The 15,446-nt window shown below is 75.6% G+C and carries 15 protein-coding genes and 3 tRNA genes; 7 read left to right on the forward strand and 11 right to left on the reverse strand.

The window, feature by feature from the left end; all coding sequences use genetic code 11:
• Nucleotides 1–353: 353 nt before the first annotated feature.
• Both MY520_RS03845 and MY520_RS03850 read right to left on the reverse strand, forming a co-directional pair.
• A complete protein-coding gene (locus tag MY520_RS03845; protein ID WP_436690263.1) occupies nt 354–1,202 on the reverse strand; it encodes a hypothetical protein in 849 nt (282 codons plus the stop codon).
• 41 nt (nt 1,203–1,243) lie between these two features.
• Complete coding sequence (locus MY520_RS03850) at nt 1,244–2,122, reverse strand: DUF2231 domain-containing protein (protein ID WP_436690265.1); 879 nt, start codon at nt 2,120–2,122, stop codon at nt 1,244–1,246.
• 143 nt (nt 2,123–2,265) lie between these two features.
• On the opposite strand from MY520_RS03850, the gene MY520_RS03855 reads away from it, so the two are divergent.
• Genes MY520_RS03855 through MY520_RS03865 form a run of 3 tightly spaced genes read left to right on the forward strand, consistent with a single transcriptional unit; the run spans nt 2,266 to nt 4,655 of the window.
• Nucleotides 2,266–2,766 carry a GtrA family protein gene (locus MY520_RS03855; protein ID WP_436690267.1) on the forward strand — a complete coding sequence of 167 codons (501 nt, stop codon included), beginning with the start codon at nt 2,266–2,268 and terminating at the stop codon, nt 2,764–2,766.
• A 39-nt stretch (nt 2,767–2,805) separates the two neighbouring features.
• Complete coding sequence (locus MY520_RS03860; RefSeq protein WP_436690269.1) at nt 2,806–4,302, forward strand: metallophosphoesterase family protein; 1,497 nt, start codon at nt 2,806–2,808, stop codon at nt 4,300–4,302.
• A gap of 23 nt (nt 4,303–4,325) precedes the next feature.
• A complete protein-coding gene (locus tag MY520_RS03865; RefSeq protein WP_436690271.1) occupies nt 4,326–4,655 on the forward strand; it encodes a hypothetical protein in 330 nt (109 codons plus the stop codon).
• Between the two features lie 27 nt (nt 4,656–4,682).
• Here the strand turns inward: MY520_RS03865 and MY520_RS03870 are convergent, their stop codons facing one another.
• The 3 genes from MY520_RS03870 to MY520_RS03880 form a co-directional block, all read right to left on the reverse strand.
• Nucleotides 4,683–5,348 carry an AMIN-like domain-containing (lipo)protein gene (locus MY520_RS03870; RefSeq protein ID WP_436690273.1) on the reverse strand — a complete coding sequence of 222 codons (666 nt, stop codon included), beginning with the start codon at nt 5,346–5,348 and terminating at the stop codon, nt 4,683–4,685.
• Nucleotides 5,349–5,403: 55 nt separating this feature from the next.
• Nucleotides 5,404–5,997, reverse strand: a complete 594-nt coding sequence (locus tag MY520_RS03875; RefSeq protein WP_436690275.1) for a hypothetical protein — start codon at nt 5,995–5,997, stop codon at nt 5,404–5,406.
• Nucleotides 5,998–6,064: 67 nt separating this feature from the next.
• Nucleotides 6,065–6,727, reverse strand: coding sequence for a hypothetical protein (locus MY520_RS03880; RefSeq protein ID WP_436690277.1), 663 nt, complete (start codon nt 6,725–6,727; stop codon nt 6,065–6,067).
• A 153-nt stretch (nt 6,728–6,880) separates the two neighbouring features.
• On the opposite strand from MY520_RS03880, the gene MY520_RS03885 reads away from it, so the two are divergent.
• The 3 genes from MY520_RS03885 (at nt 6,881) to MY520_RS03895 (ending at nt 7,139) form a co-directional block, all read left to right on the forward strand.
• Nucleotides 6,881–6,953 (forward strand) — tRNA-Glu (locus MY520_RS03885).
• 14 nt (nt 6,954–6,967) lie between these two features.
• A tRNA-Asp gene (locus MY520_RS03890) sits at nt 6,968–7,041 on the forward strand.
• Between the two features lie 24 nt (nt 7,042–7,065).
• Nucleotides 7,066–7,139 (forward strand) — tRNA-Phe (locus MY520_RS03895).
• Between the two features lie 68 nt (nt 7,140–7,207).
• Here the strand turns inward: MY520_RS03895 and MY520_RS03900 are convergent.
• The 3 genes from MY520_RS03900 to MY520_RS03910 all read right to left on the reverse strand — a co-directional run bounded on the left by MY520_RS03900 (nt 7,208) and on the right by MY520_RS03910 (nt 10,830).
• On the reverse strand, nt 7,208–8,200 hold the full coding sequence (locus MY520_RS03900; protein ID WP_436690279.1) for a glycosyltransferase: 993 nt from the start codon (nt 8,198–8,200) through the stop codon (nt 7,208–7,210).
• A 109-nt stretch (nt 8,201–8,309) separates the two neighbouring features.
• A complete protein-coding gene (locus MY520_RS03905; protein WP_436690281.1) occupies nt 8,310–10,022 on the reverse strand; it encodes an FAD-dependent oxidoreductase in 1,713 nt (570 codons plus the stop codon).
• Nucleotides 10,015–10,830, reverse strand: a complete 816-nt coding sequence (locus MY520_RS03910) for a hypothetical protein (protein WP_436690283.1) — start codon at nt 10,828–10,830, stop codon at nt 10,015–10,017. Before MY520_RS03910 ends, MY520_RS03905 begins: the two co-directional genes overlap by 8 nt.
• Nucleotides 10,831–11,070: 240 nt before the next feature.
• On the opposite strand from MY520_RS03910, the gene MY520_RS03915 reads away from it, so the two are divergent.
• Entirely contained in the window at nt 11,071–13,686 is a 2,616-nt protein-coding gene (locus MY520_RS03915) for an ATP-binding protein (protein WP_436690285.1), read from the forward strand.
• On the opposite strand, the gene MY520_RS03920 is transcribed toward MY520_RS03915, so the two are convergent.
• The 3 genes from MY520_RS03920 to MY520_RS03930 are packed head-to-tail and all read right to left on the reverse strand — an operon-like array spanning nt 13,664 to nt 15,286.
• The gene (locus tag MY520_RS03920) at nt 13,664–14,092 is read right to left on the reverse strand and encodes a VOC family protein (protein ID WP_436690287.1); all 429 of its coding nucleotides are present in this window, start codon (nt 14,090–14,092) and stop codon (nt 13,664–13,666) included. The two genes, MY520_RS03915 and MY520_RS03920, sit on opposite strands and share 23 nt — an antisense overlap.
• A gap of 49 nt (nt 14,093–14,141) precedes the next feature.
• Nucleotides 14,142–14,579, reverse strand: a complete 438-nt coding sequence (locus tag MY520_RS03925) for a helix-turn-helix domain-containing protein (protein WP_436690289.1) — start codon at nt 14,577–14,579, stop codon at nt 14,142–14,144.
• Nucleotides 14,576–15,286 carry a phosphodiesterase gene (locus MY520_RS03930; RefSeq protein ID WP_436690291.1) on the reverse strand — a complete coding sequence of 237 codons (711 nt, stop codon included), beginning with the start codon at nt 15,284–15,286 and terminating at the stop codon, nt 14,576–14,578. The genes MY520_RS03925 and MY520_RS03930 overlap by 4 nt, the downstream gene beginning before the upstream one ends.
• Nucleotides 15,287–15,446 lie beyond the last annotated feature (160 nt).

Genomic DNA, 15,446 nt, shown 5'->3' on the forward strand with positions numbered 1-15,446 from the left:
GGACATCGAGCAGGAAGAGGAAGAGCAGGGTCAGCACCGCCGAGACGAACAGCGACCCGAGGCAGCCGAGCCGGCTGGAGAAGAGGAAGAACACCCGCAGCCCGGTTCCCCCGCGAGCCCGGCTCGAACCGGAACTTCACGGTCCGTGTTCTTCATCACGTCGTATCACCTGTTCGGGGGATGCCTGACCAGGCCCATGGCTACCTAGCGTCACTGGTGCCCGATCGGGACCCCGCGCCGCACACGCGCCGGGGCACCGGACGGGGACGTCACCCCGCTGAGGGGTGGCCCTCCAGGCCCCGGCCCGGCCGCACCGTTCCCCCCGGAGCGGCCGGGCCGGACTCCAGTCCGCCTCATGCCGGTGGCGCGCAGACCCGGTCCACCAGGTCCCAGAGCAGCCCCTGCTGACCTTCGTCGACGGGCAGGCGCACCGGCACCGGCTCCTCGTCGCCGAGGACCACGCTGAGCGGGAAGACGAACGGCTGTTTCGTCTCGGCGAGCACGTGCGGCTCGCAGGTCACCGACGTGAACGTGACGTCGGCCGACACCTCGTCGTCCGCCGGCCCCAGCTCGACCGGCAACCCGTCCACCGCCACGTCGAAGACCACGCTCGGCCGCACGTCGACCACGGACACCGGGCGGTCGTCGTCCCCGTGCCGGGTCAGGACGACGGTGCCCGTGACCTCCTCGGCTCCGCCGGTGAGCCCGGTCAGGACGACGTCGACGACCGCGCGCACCCGGGCGACCGCGCACTCCTCGCTGTGCACGAGTTCGAGCGCATCCCCGGTCAGCGGCACGAGGATCTCCTCGGCCGCACCACCGGCGCGGGCCACGGTCAGCCGGGCCGCCGCCGGGGCCGGCCCGGCCGAGCAGCGGGGTTCGCCGTAGGGCGTCGGGAGGTCGATGACCCGGCCCGGCGCGAACTCCGCGGTGACCGCGGTGACCGGCGCCGGCGCGAAACCCGGCGACTCGACCGCCACGGACGTGACGGTGAACGGCTCGTTCCCGGAGTCGGTGACGCGGACGTGCACCTGCCCGCCGACGGCGACGTCGGTGCGCAGCCGCACCACCTCCGCCTCGATCCCGGGCACCGTGGGCAGGGCCGGCGCCACGGACGTCGACGTCGCCGGCCGAGCCGCGGAGGGGTCGGCACCGCAGGCCGCGCAGAGCACGGCGGCCACCGCCACCGCCGCGCGCCTCATGGAGCCGGAGCGTAAGACCGCCCGGCGCACCCCGGGAGGTGCTACTCGTGCCGCCCCGGCAGCCTGGCCATCACCCGGCCGGCCTCCATGCGCACCTCGAGCTTCCCCTGCGGGTTGGCCGCCGGGCCGCGGCGCGGCTCGCCGCTGTCCAGGTCGAACGCCGACCCGTGCCAGGGGCAGACCAGGCACTCGTGGCCACGGACCTCCTCGACCGTCCCGTCGTACAGGGGCCCGGAGAGGTGCGAGCAGGGCCCGACCATGACGTCCACCCGCGTGCCGCGGCGGACGGCGACCAGCGGCACGTCGACGCTCGCGCCCTTCCCCGGCCGCCGGGCGGGCCGCCCCTCGGGCAGGTCGTCCAGCGGACCGAGGTCGATCCAGTCGGTGCTCAGCGCGCGGGCCGCGGTGATCGCGTGCGAGGCGCCGGAGGACTGCGCGTAGGACATGTGCCCGCCGACCGCGGCCGAACCGGTGGCGACGCCCAGGCCCGCGTACGAGAGCAGCCGGCCCAGCCCGTCCCGGCCGCGGCGACGGGCGGCGAGGGACCCGACGAAGAGACCGAGCGCGACGGTGTTGGCGGTCGCGTGCAGGGCGCCCAGCCGGCGCACGCCCACCTCCTGCTCCGCCCAGTCGGCGGCACCGGAGAGCGCGGCCGGCACCGCGGCGGCGACGCCGGTACCGATCAGCACGGTGGCCGCGGGGCGGAACCGCGGGACGGCGTCGAGCAGACCTGCCGAGACCCAGCTGCCCACCGGCACCTGGACCAGCACCGGGTGGAGGGGATGGCCGAGCCAGGTGCCGTGCAGGACGTCCTTGACGGCCTGCGGAAGCCCGGCCCGCACCGCGCGGCGGGCCGGCTCGATCGCCTTGTCGAAGGCCGCCACGTCCGACAACCGGTCCAACATCCCCATGAGGCTCATGTCGGGCCTCTACCCTGGGCGCGCTGCGACGATGCCGTCGGACCGCGCCCAGACGTGAGCGCCCGCACAGCCCCCCACCGGGTGACCAGGGAATAAGTGCTGGCCCACAGGAGATTGTCAGGGGCACCCTGGACCCTGCTCCCGTGACCACCGGAAGGACCGTCGTGACCTGCCCTTCGCTGCACACCCGCCGTCCGGCGGTCGGCAGCGCCGTCAGCAGCATCACGGCCCGCGTCCGGGCGGAGGACACCCTCGGCCAGTTCACCCGCTTCGTGCTGGTCGGTGGGGCGACGACGCTGGTCTACGCGGCCCTCTTCATCGCCCTCGAGGTGCTCGGGTACCTGCCCGCCCACATCATGGCGACGGCGGCGTCCACCGCGCTGGCCAACGAGATGCACCGCCGGCTCACCTTCCGCGCCGGTGAGCGCGTGCACTGGTTCACCGCGCAGTGGGAGGCCGGCGGCATCACCGTCATCGGCCTGTTCGCCACCAGCGCCACGCTCGGCGTCCTCGACTCGACGCTCAGCTCGGTGAGCATCTACCTGCAGGTCTCCTGCGTCGTCGCGGTCACGGCGATGATCGGGCTGATGCGCTTCATCGCGCTGCGGTGGATCTTCCGCGACCAGATCCCCGACACGGCCTGAGCACCGCACCCTCCCCCCGCGCTCACTAGCCTGGGCCGGGTGAGCGAGCCGAGTCCTCCCGGCCCGCCGCGCCGCGCCGCCCTGCTCCGGGGCGCTCGGCGGTGGTCGGTCCGGCTGCTGATCGCGCTGGCCGGCGCGCTGCTCGGCATCCTGGTGCTCGGGCGGGTGAGCGCTCCGCTGGGCCCGTTCGACGCGACGCTCGCCCTGCGCCCGGCCGGCGGCGGCGCCGACCTCGACGTCCCGCCCCTGGGCGCGCTCGAGGTCGACGCCTACGACGGCCCCCTGCGGCTGGAGATCCAGATCAGCCGGGTCGACGAGATCCGCGCGCAGGCCCTCGCCAGCAACCCCGCGCAGCTGGACGGCGTCGTCGACCGGGTCGCGGCCGACCTGCGGGACGCCGTCGAGCGGGTGGCCGTGCTCACCGCCGTCGCGGCGGTGGCGGGGGCGACGGCGACGTCCCTGCTGGTGCTGCGGCGCCGCAAGGAGCCGCTCATCGCGCTGGGACTGTCCACGGCGCTCGTGGCCGGGACCGCCGGGCTGGCGGCGGCGACCTGGCGGCCCGAGGCGCTGTCGCAACCGACCTACACCGGGCTGCTGATCAACGCCAACAGCCTGATCGGCAGCGCGCAGGACATCGTGGCCCGCTTCGACGCCTACCGCGCCTCCCTCGAGGACCTCGTCGGCAACGTCAGCACCCTCTACTCGGCCCTGTCGGCGCTGCCACCGCCCGGCGGCGGAGCCGCGAGCACGGTCGCCCTGCTGCACGTGTCGGATCTCCACCTGAACCCCGCCGGCTTCGACCTGGTGCGCCAGGTCGTCGACCAGTTCGACGTGGACGGCGTCCTGGACACCGGGGACATCACCGACTGGGGCAGCGAGCCGGAGAACCAGCTGATCACCGCCGTCGGGAACCTGGACGTCCCCTACGTCTTCGTCCGCGGCAACCACGACTCCGGGGTGACCGCCGGGCTGGTGGCCGCCCAGCAGAACGCCACCGTGCTGGACGACTCGGCGACCGTCGTGGCCGGCATCCGCATCGTGGGGACGCCGGACCCGCGGTTCACCCCCGACCAGAGCGCCGACGGCGACACCGAGACGCTGGAGGAGAGCGGGGAGGGCCTGGCCGCGTTCGCCGAGGGGCTGATCGAGCCGCCGGCGATCGCGATGGTGCACGACCCGGAGCAGGCGACACCGCTCGACGGCGTCGTCCCGGTCGTGCTGGCCGGGCACACCCACGAGCGGGAGGTCACCGAGCTCGACGGCGGCACCCGGCTGATGGTGCAGGGCTCGACCGGCGGCGCGGGTCTGCGCGGCCTGCAGGGTGAGTTCCCGGAGCCGCTGACCTGCACGGTGCTCTACCTCGACCCGGTCAGCGGCGAGCTGACCGCCTACGACGACATCACCCTCGGCGGCCTCGGTGAGACCGAGGTGACCATCGAGCGGGTCGTCGTCGCGCCGTCGGCGGCCGGGGACGGCACCGGCGGGTCCGACGGCGCAGGCACGGAGGAGGTCACGCCCCCCTCCCCGGCGGACTGAGGTCCCGGCCCTACCCTCGGTCCATGTCCGCGACGACGACGACCCGCGCCGCACGTCTGGCCGCTGCCGCCCTCGCCGGTGGGCTCGCGCTCACTGCCTGCTCGGTCACCTCGAACAACTTCTCGTGCAGCGGCAGCTCGTGCTCGGTGACGCTCGACGGGGACGGCTCGGAGGTCGAGATCCTCGGGACGTCGCTGGCCTTCGGCGGCGTCCAGGACGGGCGGGCGTCGCTGCGCGTCGGCGACGCCAGCGTCTCCTGCGCCCAGGGTGAGACGGTCAGCGCCGGCCCGCTGACGCTGGAGTGCACGACCGTGGGGACCGACTCCGTCGAGGTGACCGCCTCGCTGGGCTGACCGGCCGCCGGCGCCGGCTGCCGTGGCTCAGCCGCGGTCGGCCACCTCGAGCACCACGCGAGCGGGGCCATCCAGCGGGTAGACCCGGAAGGGCAACTCCGCGGTCGTCCCGACGAAAGCGACCGAGGTGCCCTCGAAGGTCGAGTCCCAGGCGACCTCGGCGACCACCTCGGTGCCGTTGCCGGGCAGCGGATCGGGGCCCGCCCACTCCTCGACGCCGGTGTCGAGCGGGTTGCCGACGCCGGTCAGCGTGACCTGCAGGACCGCGTCGCCGGCGACCTCGACCGGCGCGCCACTCCCCTGGGAGGTCGCCTGGTCGACGTAGCGGACGTCCCAGCCAGGCGTCCCGGTGCCGTCGACCTCGAACACCACCCGGTCGAAGCCCTCGTGCCGACCGGTCCTGATGTCGGTGACGGTGACCTGCGCGTCGGCGGACGCCTCCCCGGTGTCGGGGCGGACGTCCGCCGGGAAGGGTGGCGCGTCAGCCGGCGCATCGCCGCCGTCGTCGTCGTCGTCGCCGTCGGTGTCGGTGTCGCCGTCCGTTCCCCCGGTCGGCCCTCCCGTCGCCGGACCGGGGGCCGAGGCGGACGCGGTCGTCTCGTCCGGTGCCGCGCTGCCGTCCTCGCCGCACCCGGCGAGGAGCGCGACGGAGAGCAGCAACGAGCCGGCGAGCGGGACCGCGGGACGGGTCACGGCGTGAGCGTGACAGCCCTCGGCCTGGTCCGGAGGTCCGTGCAGCACGGGACGGTCAGAAGGGTGGTGGGTCGTCGGCGGGGTCGGGTGCCGGCGGTGGCTCGGGTGGGGGTTCGGCGAGCACGCGCGGGCCGAGCAGGTGCAGCTCTGGCGGGTGCTGGCCGGGTGGTCGGGTGGTGCGGGTCACGCCGCTGGGAGTGGTCACCGACACGGGTGGTGGTGGCCCGCAGCGCCCCGCCGGCGTCGGTGAAGGCGATGTCCAGGCTGCCGCCGGCCGGGGCCTGCGCCCGCCGGGACACACCGCGTCGAGCTGGGTGAGCAGCTCGCGCAGGTGCGCGGCGGTGATCGGCTGCCCGTCCACCTCCCCGATCGGGGCGGGGATGGAGCCGGGCGGCAGCAGCACCGCGGCGCCCGCGGCGTTGACGGGGGTGTACACCGCCGGGAGTGGCGCGCCCTCGGCCAGGAAGCGGGCCGGCGTCACCACGTCGATCGGCACGGTGACCTGGACGTGCGCGACCACCGGCTCCCGGTCGGTCGCCCAGGGACGCAGCACCAGATCCGCGAGCACGCCGGCCCGCAGCACGCCCAGCGGCCGCCCGTCCCCGGCGACCTTGGCCGCCCGAGCAGACCGTCGACGGCCTGCCGGCACGCGGACGCGAGCGCGTGCGGCAGCAGCGCCACCAGCTCCGACATGCGGTCACCGACCGGCCGCACGGTCACGTTCGCCATCTGCGCAGCCTCCTTGCGGCGGCGATCGGACGCCGCTGCGTCGCGGGCGGCCAGCTCCCGCTGCACTGCCGCCTCCAACTGCTTGAGCGACAACTCAGCGGCCTGGGGCAGCACTGCGGCCCCAGGCCGCGGAGATCACCGCAGGATCGGTGTCGCGGGCCTTCCACCCCAGCTCCCGGGCCAGCACGCGCGCCCGCGACCAGTCCAAACCGGCCGTCGGCCAGTGCTGCCAGCGTCGCGGCCAGCGCGGTCGTCAGCGTGGTCGCCTGCTCGGTGAGCACGGTGGCGGCCGTCCGCGAGCAGCGGAGCACCATCGCCAGCTCGTCGGCGAAGAACTCACTCACACCCGGCGGCCGCACCGGCCCGGCCGGATCCTCGGGCGCCGCGGCACCAGGCTGCTCCGGCCGACGGTCCACCGAGTCGGGCCGGTCAGCGGCCAGCCCCGCGACCAGCTCCAGCTCGTAGGCGGCGAGCATGGACTCCAGCACCTGCACCCGCCGCAGCTCCAGCGCCTTCTCCTCCGGCGACCGCTCCGCGACCGGCAGCACCTCGGCCAGCCGCACCGGTCGCCCAGGGGGCGGCGGCAGCTCGGCGGGCAGCCCGGGATCGGCGACCGCCAGGCCGACCCCGAACCCGCTCTCGCTGGACACGGCTCGAACCCAGGCCGGGGGTACGACACTTTTCGGCGCTCTCACCAGCGGAGATGCGACCAACGCAGCGCCCGCTCGGGACACCGAGGGCACCCCGTGTCAGACCCGATCGGGAGAGCATGTATCGTTCTGTCCTGCCCCCGGCGAACACGAGCCCCCATCGTCTAGCGGTCCAGGACGCCGCCCTTTCAAGGCGGTAGCACGGGTTCGAACCCCGTTGGGGGCACGCACCACCAGCAAGGCCCTGTAGCGCAGTTGGTTAGCGCGCCGCCCTGTCACGGCGGAGGTCGCGGGTTCGAGTCCCGTCAGGGTCGCTTCCCCGGTGGAGACACCGGGAGGGGCAGGTAGCTCAGTCGGTACGAGCGCTCGCCTGAAAAGCGAGAGGTCGGCGGTTCGACCCCGCCCCTGCCCACACAGTCTCCCCTCCCCCGCTCAGCGGGGACGGCGGCGCAGCCGCCGCCATGCGCGCGTGGACCCCGGTCAGCCGCCGGTGCGGTCGGCGACGACCTGGGCGTAGACCTGCTCGTGCACGTCCTGCACGGCGGCGCGCTGACCGTCCCGCCAGGCGCGGTCGGCCGGGCGCGGGGCCGGCCGGGTGAGCGCGGCGGCGACCGCGGCGTCCAGCGAGACCGGGTCGAAGCCGTTCTCCTCGTCGCTGTCGTAGACGACCACGTCGGACCACTGGTCGGCGAACCACCCGCAGCTGGGCGCCACCACCCGGGTGCCGACGTCCCGGCAGATCTCCAGGTCGCGCGAGTGGGTGCCGCACTGCTCCGGCAGTACGGCGGCGTGCAGCTCCTGCAGCTGCTGCGGCCACGCCTCCGCCTTGAGCGGCGCGAACTCGAGGGTGTCGCCCGCCGCGGGTACCGGCGGGGGCTCGACGCCGTCGGCCAGGAACACCCGCAGGCGTCCGCCGCCGTTCACCGCACCCGCCAGGGCGGCCCGCACCATGCCCGAGGGGTCGGGCAGCGCCGGTCCGTGACCGCGCAGCGCCAGGCCGACCAGGCCGCGCTCCGCGCCCAGCCCGGGCACCGGCGTGGCCATCGAGGGGTGCGCCACGACGATCGCCGTCCGGCCGAACCGCTCGGCGATCTCGTCCGCCGCCCCGGGCGTGAGGGTGAGCACCACCTCGGCCGTGGCCAGCAGCGCGGTGAGGTGGGCGTCGTGCCGGCGCCGCGAGGGCTGCGCCGGGTCGCGGAGCTGGTGCACCGTCGTCACCAGGGGGACGCCGGTCCGCCGGATCGTCTCGGTCCAGCTGACCACCTCGTCCTCGGGCAGGTGCCCGTAGCCGGAGTGCAGGTGCACGACGTCGACCTGGCCGGCGTGCGCCGCGAGGTAGGCGGGGTCGAGCCACGGGCTCGGCTCGTGCGCCGGCCCGACGCGGACCACGCCCGCCGGCAGGACGGCGTCGACGTAGGCATCGGCGTGGGGGACGGTCACCACCCGCATCCCCCGAGGTCCGGGCACGCTCACGCGATCGTCGTCCTCCTGCGGCCGCGCTCTGCGACGGCAGGGGCGGTACGTCGTCGTCAACGGTACGGATCAGTCCGGTACCCATCATGCGGACGCCGAACCCGTGACGTCACCCTCGGTGCGCGCCTCCACCCGAAGGGGTCAGGTGCATCGACGCCAGGTGCGCGTGCACCAGGGTGATGGCCAGCGCCCCCTCCCCCACGGCCGAGGCGACCCGCTTCACCGACCCCGAGCGCACGTCCCCGGCCGCGAAGACGCCGGGCGCGCTCGTCTCCAGCAGCGCCGGTGACCGCTCCAGGGTCCAGGGCGGGTCGGCGTCCGGCGCGGTCACCGCGGTGCCGGTGCGCAGGAACCCCCACCGGTCGCGGGCGAGCGTGCCGGCCAGCCAGTCGGTGCGCGGCTCGCTGCCGATCAGCAGGAACAGGACGCCGGCCTCCTCGGTCTCCTCGCCGGAGTCGAGGTCGCGCACGGTGAAGGACTCGAGGAACTCGGTGCCGCGCCCGCCGACCACCTGCGCCCGCGGCCGGACGTCGATGTTCGGGATCGCCTCCAGCTCGCGGATCAGGTAGTCCGACATCGTCTCGGCCAGCCCGCCCCGTCGGACGAGCACCGTGACCCGGTCGGCGTACCGGGAGAGGTGCACCGCCGCCTGGCCGGCGGAGTTGCCGCCGCCGACGACGAAGACGTGCCGCCCGCGCATGGCCGGGGCCTCGCTGACCGCGGCTCCGTAGAAGACGCCGCGGCCGACCAGCTCCTCCAGCTCCGGGACGCCGATGCGCCGCCAACTCGCGCCGAGGGCCAGGATGACCGTCCGCCCGCACACCGTCGTCCCGTCGCTGAGACCGACGCGGATCAACCCGTCCTCGGTGCGCAGCTCCTTGGCGTAGCGCATGAAGTGGAAGGTGCTGCCGAACGCCCAGGCCTGCTGGTAGGAGTTGAAGGCCAGCCGGTTGCCGGTGATCCCGGTCGGGAAACCCGGGTAGTTGCGGATCATCGAGCTGGTCCCCGCCTGCCCGCCCACCGCCTCGGCCTCGACGACCAGCGTGGAGAGGCCCTCCGAGGCGGCGTAGACGCTGGCGCCCAGCCCCGCCGGTCCCGAGCCGACCACCACGACGTCGTAGACGGCGTCGGGGTCCAGCGGCTCGAACAGGCCGAACGCCTCGGCCACCTCGAGGTCGGTGGGGTCCTGCAGCACGGGGCGCTCGGGGTGGAACCGCATGACCACCACCGGCAGCCGCGGCGACTCCAGCCCCAGACCCTCGAGCAGCGCCTGGCCCCTCGGGGTGCCCGCCTCGTAGAAGCCGAGCGGGATCCGGTTGCGGTTCATCTGGTCGCGCAGGTGCTGGGACCGGGGTGCCCAGCGCTCGCCGATCATGACCACCGCCTCGCGACCACCGCCCTGCCGGGCGGAGTACTCGTCGAGGACCTCGGTGAGCGCCCGGTGGAAGTCCTCGTCGACCTTCTCCTCGGGCGCGTAGACCCACCGGTCGAGCTGGCCGAGGGTCAGCGCCTCGAAGATCGGGCGGGCCGTCTCCCAGGCCCCCCACCGGATCAGGGCGACCGCCAGGGCGCCGGGGTGGCGACCGTGCAGCGCCCGCAGCACGGCGAGCCCGTCGGGGTCCTCCGTCCCGAACCCGCCGAGGAGGGCGGCGACCGGCGGGTCGCCCCAGGCGGCGAGCGCGCCCGGCACCTCGTCGGCGCGGATGCAGGAGATGATCACGTAGTCGGCGCCGTAGCGCCGCTTGAGCTCACGGACGGTCGCCAGCCGGGGCGCCTCGTCCCGGCACACGACGACCAGGGCCGCGGGGTACGCCTCAGCCATGCCGCCTCCGCGCCGGGACCGGCGCGAGCCGCCACCCGGCCGCTCCGGTGCCGATCACGGCGACCACCATCGCGGTGAACACCCACGCCGCCGGGTCGGCCCACTCGACGGTGCCGGCGAAGCGCGCCACGGCCACGGCCACCAGGACGCCGAAGACGGTGTAGGCGATCGCCGCCGTCCGCAGCCGCTCCAGGTCGCCGGCCAGCGCCGCCAGCGCCGTCGCGACGCCGAAGGCGACCAGCCAGGCGGCCACCACCCGGGCGGTGAGCGGGGTCAGCGGCCACGGCCACAGCGTGGTCGCCGTCGACGGGACCGCGTACAGCGCCGCCCCGACCAGGGTCAGCACCACCGACTCCACCCCCAGCAGGCCGCGCAGCACGCGCGGCACCGGGTGCCGCGGCGGCGGGTCGGTGCCGGCCGTCCGCTCCTGCGGCAGCAGCAGCGCCAGCATCGCCACGGGGACGACGACGTAGATGGTCAGCCAGAACCAGGCCGCGCCCTGCGCGATCATCGACCGGTCGGCGAACTCGGCCGAGAAGTGGAACCGGTCCAGGTGCAGCAGCGTCGAGGCCAGCGTGATCACGACGAAGACCAGGATGGTCAGCAGCGGCACCCGCGTGCGCACCCAGACCCCGTCGCGGAGGGACAGCACGACCAGCACGCAGCCGGCCGCGTAGCCCGCGCCGAGGAAGGCCGCGGTCAGCGGCGGCTGGATGGTCCAGGCGAAGGTCTCGTCGGTCTGCGGCGCCAGGACGAACAGCGCGACCACCGCCAGCGCGGTGAGCACGCTGAAGGCGAGCAGCAGCACCCGAATGCCCGGCAGGAGAGTGCGAGGCGGCGCGGTCGGAGTCGGAGTGTGCGTGGCAGAGGCGTCCAAAGTGACCTCCCGTGCGCCTCGGTCCCCCGTGCACGGTGACGGACGGACGGACGAATCGAACCACCGGGTCAGCGGGCTGTCACGGCCTTTCCGCAGCCCGGGGCCGTCCCTAGACTCCGGGGAGGAGCGCCGGTCTGGGCGCCACCGACCGCGCCGGACGGGGAGGTGTCCGTGGTCGGACCGGAACCGGCGTCCGACGACGTCCCGCCGCCGATCGCCACCCCCGACCAGCGGCTGCGCGTCTTCGTCTCCTCGACGATCGAGGAGCTGGCCGAGGAGCGGCGCGCCGTCCGGACCGCGGTGACCCGGATGCGGCTGACCCCCGTCCTCTTCGAGCTCGGTGCCCGGCCGCACCCGCCGCGCGACCTCTACCGGGCCTACCTGGCGCAGAGCGACGTCTTCGTCGGCATCTACGGCGAGCACTACGGGTGGACCGCGCCGGGGATGACGATCTCGGGGCTGGAGGACGAGTTCGAGCTGTCGGCGGGCATGCCGCGGCTGCTCTACCTGCGCCGCGACGCGCCCGGCCGGGAGCCGCGGCTGACCGAGCTCATCACCCGCATCCAGGCCGAGGGCGGGGCCTCGACGACGCCGTACGAGGACCCCGAGCAGCTGGCCGAGCTGGTGGCCGACGACCTCGCCGTGCTGCTCACCGAGCGCTTTGCCGAGAAGGACGCGCCGCACCCGGGCCTGTCCTCCGGCTGGCTGCCCACCCCGCCCACGCCGATGGTCGACCGGGAGGCCGAGCTCGCGCTGGTCACCGGGATGCTCGCCGACCCCGCGGTGCGGCTGGTCACCCTCACCGGGCCGGGCGGCACCGGCAAGACCCGGCTGGCGCTGGCCGTCGCGGAGCGGGTGGTGCCCGACCGGGACGCCGTCTGGTGGATCGACCTCGCGCCGCTGCGCGACCCCCGGGAGGTGCCGGTCGCGGTCGCCGCGGCGCTGGGGGTGACCGCGGAGGGACGCCGTCCGCTGCTGGACCTGGTCGCCGAGCGACTGGCCGGGCTGCGCGTGCTGCTCGTGGTCGACAACGCCGAGCAGGTGCTGGACGCCGCGCCGTCGGCCGCGGCCCTGCTGGCCCGCTGCCCACACACCCAGCTGCTGGTCACCAGCCGCTCGGTGGTCGGACTGCGCGGCGAGCACGACGTGCCGCTGGGCCCGCTCGCCGTCCCCGACGCCGGTGAGGCGCGGCCCGACCGGGTCGGCGCGGCGCCCGCGGTCGAGCTGTTCGTCGCCCGCGCGCAGCAGGCCGCGCCGTCGTTCGCCGTGACACCGGAGAGCGCGGCGGCGGTCGCCGAGCTGGTGCGCCGGCTCGACGGGCTGCCGCTGGCCGTGGAGCTGGCCGCGGCGCGGGTGCGCGCCCTCCCGCCCGCGCTGCTGCTGCGCCGGCTCGGCCGGGCGCTGGACCTGCGCGCCGTGGACGTCGACGCGCCGGACCGGCAGCGCACCCTCCGGGACACCATCGCGTGGAGCCACGACCTGCTCAGCGAGGCCGAGCGCGCGCTGCTGGCCCGGCTGTCGGTGTGCGCCGGTGGGTGCACGCTGGACACCGCGGAGGCGGTCGGCGCCCGCGACGACGACCTCGACGTCGTCGACACCCTCTCGGAGCTCGTCGCACACAGCCTGGTCACCTCCAGCGACCCCGGCGCCGGTGAGCCACGCTTCCGGATGCTGGGACTGGTGCGCGCCTTCGCCGCCGAGCGGCTCCGCGAGCGGGGCGAGGAGGAGGCGACCAGGGAGCGGCTGGCCATGCACCTGGCCGACCTGAGCGCCGAGGCCGGCGCCGGCCTCTCCGGCCCGGAGCACGGGCTCTGGCTGGCCCGCCTGGAGGCCGAGGCCGCCGACCTGGAGGCGGCCCTGCGCTGGGCGGTGGACCACGACCGCGCCGAGCTCGCCGTCCGGCTGGCCGCGCCGCTGGCCCGCTGGTGGTGGGCGCGCGGGCTGCTCGCCGTCATGGCGGAGCTCGCCGAGCGGACCGCCGGCCTGCCCTCGGCCGCGCACCTCCCGCCGGACCTGGCCGGTCTGCTGCTGTGGGCGCGCGGCGCGACGCGGGTGGCCCTCGGCCGCGTCGAGGAGGCCCGGCCGCTGCTGGAGCGTCTGGTCGAGGACGCCCGGGCGCGCGGCGACCAGTGGCTGCTCGGCCACGGGCTCAACGGCCTGGCGATGACCCTGCCGCCCGGCGACGCCGAGCTCGCCCCGACCCTCGACGCGGCGGTCGCGGCGCTGCGGGCCAGCGGCGACACCTGGTCGGTGGCGTTCGCGCTGCTGTTCCGGGGTGCGGTCGCCGTGTTGGGCGACGCACCGGCCGAGGCGACCGGGCTGCACCGCGAGGCGCTGGACCTGGCCCGCACGATCGGCGACGAGCACCTGGCCGCCGCCTTCCACGACCAGCTGGCCCTCGACGCCCTGATGACCGGCGACCTGCCCACCGTGCGGGACAGCCTGGCCGAGGCCGCCGAGCTGCACCGGCAGCTGCGCGACCTGGAGGGGCTGGCCTACTGCCTCGACGGGCTGGCCGCGCTCGCCCTGGCCCTCGGTGAGCCGGCGATGGCCGCCCGGCTGGCCGGGTCGGCGGCTGCGGCCCGCCGTGAGCTCGGCGTCGCCGTCTGGCCGCCGCTGCAGCCCCTCGCCCGGCGGCTGTCCGACGCCATCGCCGAAGCGCTCGGCCCCGACGAGGACCGCCGCGAGCGGGCCGCCGGCGCCCGGCTGGACCCGTGGACGGCGCTGGACGAGGGGCTGGCGACGGTCCGGAAGGCGACGCCGGTCAGCGGAAGTCCTCCGGGCTGAACTCCCGGCGCTCGACCAGGACCAGCCAGTTGCCCGACTCGTCGCGCAGCACCGCCTCGACGCCGTAGGGCCGCTCGGCCGGCTCCTGCAGGAAGGTCACCCCCTTGGCCGAGAGCTCCTCGTAGGTCGCGCGGCAGTCGTCGACGGCCAGCCCGAGCCCGCCCATCGACCCCTTCTCCAGCTGGCCGCGGACGAACGCCGCGGCGTCGTCGTCCAGCGGCGGGCCCGGCGTCATCAGCGTGACCTCGAGCTCCGGCTGGCTGGGGTGGGCGACGGTGACCCAGCGGAAGCCCTCGCCCATGGTGAGGTCGGTGCGCGGCTCGAACCCCAGGACGTCGACGTAGAAGTCCCGGGCCTTGGTCTGGTCGAGGCAGTAGACGGTGACCAGCGAGATGTGGGTGATCATGCCGACGACGGTAGGGAGCGCCTGCGCCGTCCGGCTTCTCCCAGATTGCTCAGCGCGACCCGGTCGTCCCGGCGACGTCGACCACGCCGCGCATGAACAGGAAGCAGCCGGGCACGTGCGCGCCGCCGCGGGCCGCCCACCGGCCGCGGTAGGCCACCGGCGACTCCCCCACCAGCTGCCGGAACCGGGAGGAGAACGAGCCGAGGCTGGCGAAGCCGACGGCCATGCAGATCTCGGTCACGGTGAGGTTCGCCGAGCGGAGCAGGTCCTGGGCGCGCTCGACCCGCCGCCGGGTGAGGTAGCGGATCGGCGTCTCCCCGTAGGCGGCCTCGAAGCAGCGCACGAAGTGGTACTTCGACACCCCGGCCACCCGCGCCAGCCGGTCCAGGTCGAGGTCGTCGGCGAAGTGCCGGTCGATGTGGTCCCGGGCGCGGCGCAGGTGCACCAGCAGCTCGGCCGGGACGCCGCGGGACGCCGTCGCGGTCACCGCGCCGGCCCCGGCCCGGGGCCGCGCGCCCGGGAGCGCTCCCGCCGTGCCGCGGCGTAGGCCGGCGCGCGGAAGCGGGCCATCGGGCCGTCTGGCACCAGCCCCGGCGGCGGGTTCCGGACCGCGTCGAAGCGCACGTCGGGGTCGAGCGCGTCGACCGGACCGAGCAGCCGCAGCCGGGCGAAGGGCTGCCACGGCCCGCCGCCCCGGGCCACCGCGAGGGTGAACGCCGGACGGCGCCCGGCGACCGCGGCGGCCAGCGGCTCGGGTTCCGACGGGAGGGGGCCGGTCCCCGCCTCCGGCAGCGCGGCGAGCAGCAGCGTCCCGGCGGCGGAGCGGTAGCCCATGATCGAGGAGTAGACGGTCGCCGCGTCCCGCCGGGGGACGATCAGCCGCCGGGTGCGCCGGCCGCGGCCGGCGCTGGAGAGCAGCAGGTCCACCGGCCCGTCGGGGATTCGGACGGCGAGGCCGAGCGCGTCCGGGAGCGGCGCGGGCAGCCCCACGCTCCGGGACACCCGGACCACGACCCGCTGCTCCGCGGTCGCGGCCAGCCACGGCACGCCCCAGCCGTCCGGGCCGCCGGACCGCTCGAGGACGGCGTCGAGCACGACACCGCGAGGGTGCATCGGCTTCCCGCGCCGCCGGCGGGCCAGGGCACCGAGCGGGACGGCGGCAGCGCGTCCGGCCGTCCGGGGCAGGTCGGGCACGGGGTCCTCCTTCGCCGACGTCGACCGTCCCTTACCCGGTCGGGCACCACTTGCCCATCTGTGCTGATCCGACCGTGACGGGTGTGACCAGCGGGTCTGGGTCCGGCAGATCCTGTGCAATCGCCGGCTGCGGTCGGTCGGATCTGGCCCTGTGGCACGG

Origin of the sequence: Geodermatophilus sp. CPCC 205506, assembly GCF_051383635.1 — a bacterium.
In the GTDB taxonomy this organism is placed as follows: domain Bacteria; phylum Actinomycetota; class Actinomycetes; order Mycobacteriales; family Geodermatophilaceae; genus Geodermatophilus.